A 4,226-nucleotide genomic window follows, 5' to 3' on the forward strand; every position below is an offset into this window, starting at 1 on the left:
CCCCGCGGAACTGCGGGATCGCCTTGAGTAGCTCGTTGACGACGGACTGGTTCTCCGGCCGGGTCTCGCGTGACTGGGCGATCTCGTCGACCTCGTCAATGAACACGACGACCCGCTCGACCCCCATGAGGTCGTTGATCGCTGACCGCAGCTCGGCGGCGAGCCCACTGCCGCCGGAGGCCAGCCGTGAGGGCAGCAGCTCGACGAACGGCCATTCCAGCCGGGCGGCGACCGCCCGGGCGAAGGACGTCTTGCCGGTGCCGGGCGGCCCGAACAGCAGCATCGCCGTCGGGATGACGACTCCGTATGCCTCGGCGAGCTCCCGTTCCCGGACCGGCAGCAGCAGCCGCTTCTCGATGAGCGCGCGCTCCTCCTCCATCCCGGCGAGGTTGGACCACTCGGAGGTGCTCAGCAGCGCGCCGCCCCACCGCTCGACGGTGGAGACGTCCGCCGGGCGCAGGGGAACCTGCTTGTCGTAGAGTACCTGCCCGGTAGCGGTGAAGCCGCGGTTGAGGAACGCCTCCTCACCCGGCTGCCCGGGGGTGATCAGCGTGGTGATCCGCCGGCAGCCGGCGTGCAGGAGCAGGTTCTCCACGCTCTGCAACAGGCTGGAGCCAATGCCGTGGTGACGCCAGGCGGGCGCGATGGCGACCGTGAGCACCCGGCCCTGGCCGCCCTCCTTGCGCCCGACCGCGGCACCGACGAGATGCTCGCCCGCGACGGCGACCACCGCGGGGGACTCGGTGTCCGGGAGTTCGTGCCGCAGCGCCAGCACGGTGTCGGTGAGGTTGATGGGCGGGCCGCCCAGGGTGCTCCGCACTTCCTCCAGCAGGCGTACTGTCGCCGCGTAGTCGGCGGTCTCGTAGGGACGGATGTGCCAGATGGGCACGCTGGCTCCTTCAAGTCGGTCACCGACGGATCGTCGACTCGACAATGCCCTTCTGTTCTGCCCCGATCAGCAGGGACTGACGAAGCTTTCTGGCGGGACCTTGGGACCGCCACCCCCGGCCGAAGGCAATCTTCGTGCCTGTAGGTGCTCCCTTGGGCGGGGCGGCCCCTACTCCTGCGCGTTCCGGTGGTGATGATCAGGACGGGCGATCTCAGCCGAGTGTTCTGGCCGCTCGGCGCGGCGCCAGGCGGCGTCGGTGAGTAGACGCAGTCCGTTGAGGCCGACGATGACGGTGGAGCCCTCGTGGCCGGCGACTCCCAGCGGCAGCGGCAGGGTGCCGATCAGGTCCCAGATCACCAGGCCAGTGATGAACAACGCGGCGATGACGAGGTTCTGCACTACCAGGCGGCGGGCCCGCTGCGCGAGGGCGACGACAGCGGGGATGGTGGCCAGTTCGTCGCGGACCACCACGGCGTCGGCGGTGTCGAGGGCGAGGTCGGAGCCGGCGCGGCCCATGGCGATGCTGGCGTAGGCGGCGGCGAGTGCGGGGGCGTCGTTGACGCCGTCGCCGACCATCAGCACCTTCCGGCCGGCCTGCTGGAGGTTTTGGACAGCGGTGACTTTGTCCTGGGGTAGTAGACCGGCGCGGACGTCGGCGATGCCGACCTCGGCGGCGAGGTGGGCGGCGGCGCGCGGGTTGTCGCCGGTGACCAGGACAGGCGCGGTGCCGGTCGCCGTGGCCAGGGCGGTGACGGTGGCGGCGGCCTTGTCGCGCAGCCGGTCGGCGATGCCCAGCACACCCACCGGGGTGTCGTCCTGGATGACCAGGACCGCGGTACGGCCCTTTTCTTCCAGGCGGGCGGCCACCGCGGCGGCCGGGTGCCGGGAGCGGCTGCCCAGCAGCCGTACGGAGCTGCCGACCGCGACCGGATGGCCGTTGACGGTGGCGGTCACGCCGGTGCCGGCTGTGGAGGTGAAGGTCTCCACCGGCGGGATGTCCAGTTCGCGGGTGCGGGCGGCTGCCACGATGGAGCGGGCCAGCGGGTGCTCGCTGGGGTGCTCGGCCGCCGCCGCCAGCGCCAGCAGGCTGTCCTGGGTAAGGCCGGAGGCGGCCAGCGGCTGGATGTCCGTCACCCGAGGGGTGCCTTCGGTGAGGGTGCCGGTCTTGTCCAGCGCGACGGCGTCGACCTGGCCGAGGCGTTCCATGACCAGCACGGACTTGATCAGGACGGACTTGATCAGGACGCCGTGGCGGCCGGCGGTGGCGACCGCGGACAGCAGCGGGGGCAAGGTCGCCACCACTCTCCAATCGCTGGCGGCCCCGTCGAGACTGTTGATCCTCGCCCGGTTACGCGAGGGCCCGCTCGCCGCGACCGAGCTGGCCGCCGAGGTCGGTCTGGAGCAGTCCGCCTGCTCCCACCAGCTCCGCCTGCTGCGCCATCTCGGCCTCGTGGCTGGCACCCGCAAAGGCCGCTCCGTGGTGTACTCCCTCTACGACAACCACGTCGCCGAGCTCCTTGACCAGGCCCTCTACCATGTCGAACACCTCGGCCTCGGCCTCGCGGACACCCCCGCTACCGACGCCGAGCCGGAGCGGGAGACGGCGACCGCCCCGAGCGCCTGACGCGCCGACCACGCATCCCGCCCGTGCCGGTGGAGGCGAGGTCGCGCCGTCCCCAGGCGCGGACGGCCAAGTCTCGCGGTCAATGGTCCGGGGAAGAGGGATCCGGGCAAGAGGCAAGGCGGTGCCCATCGAGCGATCTGGAGGTGGCCGCGGGGGCGGACTGGAACGCCGATACGGACTTCGACGTCCGGCTGCAGGGCGTGCCGCTCACCAATCGCCGTCCGGATGTCGTGGTGTATCGCGCGGACACGATCGACGTCACGCCCACCCGTCCCGAGCACGTGCTGCTGGTTGTGGAGATCGTCTCGCCGGGGTCGGAGACCACCGACAGGATCGTGAAGGTGGATCAGTACGCCAGGGCCGGCATCGCTTTCTACTGGCGGGTCGAGCAGGCCGCTACCGGTGTTCCGCTGGTGTACACCTATGTCCAGTGTACACTTATGTCCTCGATCCGGCGAGCGGGGCCTACCGGGATGGAGAGGTGTTCACCGGCGTGGTCAAGATCTCGGCTCCCTTCGCGGCAGAGATCGATTTCGGTCAGCTCTGATACCCATCCTTTGCCGGCGCTCCGCGAAGGAGCGCCGAGTGCGACGGGCCGGGGCGCTGGCTCCTGTCCGCCCAGGGCGTCGTGCGGCGATGGGCGCGACGGTCCGGCCAGGCCAGCAGCAGGTAGTCCAAGACGGACGGGGCGAGCCGTCCGGCGTTGAAGTAGATCTCGTCGTGGATAAGCAGGCCTTCGTCGACGACGACCCGGCGGTTCCTACCGGGTTGGCCTTCGTGTCCTCGGCGCTACCTACAGTACAGCCTGCGGGGTTGATCGGCTGGGAGGTGGCATGAGGTTCGCGCCCGTCTGGGCGCGGGCCTTCCTGTCAGGTGAGGAGGTCGAGGAGTTCGGTGAGGGAGTCGATGATGTGGTCGGGTCTGGCTGTGTGCAGGGTGCGGGTGGGGGTGTAGCCGTTGGTGATGGCGACGGTCTGGTAGCCGGCGGCGCGTCCGCTGTGGATGTCGTAGGCGGTGTCGCCGATGTAGAGGGCGCGGGTGGTGGTGCGGCGTTGGCGCAGCTGGTGGGTTTTGTCGGTGACGTCGCCGTCGAGGAAGTGTAGGAGGGGGTTGAGCCCGCCGGTGTGGGCGTCGGCGTGGACGGTGGCGGTGCTGGCGGCGGAGACGACGCCGAGGGTGGCGCCGTAGGCGGTGAGGCGGGTGAATGCTTCGGTGGCGTCGGGGCGTGGTTGGGCGGGGAGGTGGCTGAGGTGGGTGTTCCATTCCTGTTCGGCGGTGGCGGTGGCGGTGGCGGTGGGGGCAGGCCGAGTTCGGTGAAGAAGGTGCGTAGCGGGAGCTGGAAGGCGGCCCGGAACTGGTGGAGGGTGAGTTTCGGGAGGCCGTGGCCGTGTAGGACGGCGTTGGTGGCGTGGTGGGCGCGGTCGGTGTCGGCCATGACGGTGCCGTTCCAGTCGAACACGAGCAGGGTGCCGGTCGGGGTGTGGGTCATGCGGGGGCGCTCACCTTGTGGAGGAGTGGAGGAGTTGGTCGGCGGTGCCGTCGGTGCCGGCGTGGTGAGGACGAAGCCGGCGTGGCTTGTCCCGCTCGGCTGCGATGCGGCCGGCCGGAGGGTGGGTGTGGGGGCGGTCACGTTGGGGTTTGGGTTGTCAGGGTTCGGGTTGTTAGGGTTTGGGTGTCGAGGGCGAGGATGGTGCCGTCTACGGTGACGGCGAT

Annotated in this window: 3 protein-coding genes and 2 pseudogenes; 2 read left to right on the plus strand and 3 right to left on the minus strand. The window is 70.4% G+C overall.

Annotated features, from left to right (window positions below):
* Both ACY45C_RS01570 and ACY45C_RS01575 read right to left on the minus strand, forming a co-directional pair.
* A partial coding sequence (locus ACY45C_RS01570; protein WP_462185895.1) for an ATP-binding protein occupies positions 1-889 on the minus strand: 889 nt, incomplete at its 3' end.
* A gap of 168 nt (positions 890-1,057) precedes the next feature.
* Positions 1,058-2,191 (minus strand): annotated as a pseudogene (locus tag ACY45C_RS01575) (HAD-IC family P-type ATPase); the annotation flags it as partial.
* Here ACY45C_RS01575 and ACY45C_RS01580 point away from each other — a divergent pair.
* Positions 2,151-2,513, plus strand: a complete 363-nt coding sequence (locus ACY45C_RS01580) for an ArsR/SmtB family transcription factor (RefSeq protein ID WP_462185896.1) — start codon at positions 2,151-2,153, stop codon at positions 2,511-2,513. The pseudogene ACY45C_RS01575 and the gene ACY45C_RS01580 overlap by 41 nt on opposite strands.
* Positions 2,514-2,536: 23 nt before the next feature.
* A pseudogene (locus ACY45C_RS01585) lies at positions 2,537-3,060 on the plus strand (Uma2 family endonuclease).
* Between the two features lie 322 nt (positions 3,061-3,382).
* Here ACY45C_RS01585 and ACY45C_RS01590 read toward each other — a convergent pair.
* Positions 3,383-3,964 carry an HAD family hydrolase gene (locus ACY45C_RS01590; RefSeq protein WP_462185903.1) on the minus strand — a complete coding sequence of 194 codons (582 nt, stop codon included), beginning with the start codon at positions 3,962-3,964 and terminating at the stop codon, positions 3,383-3,385.
* Positions 3,965-4,226: the final 262 nt, after the last annotated feature.

The organism is Frankia sp. CcWB2, assembly GCF_977927585.1.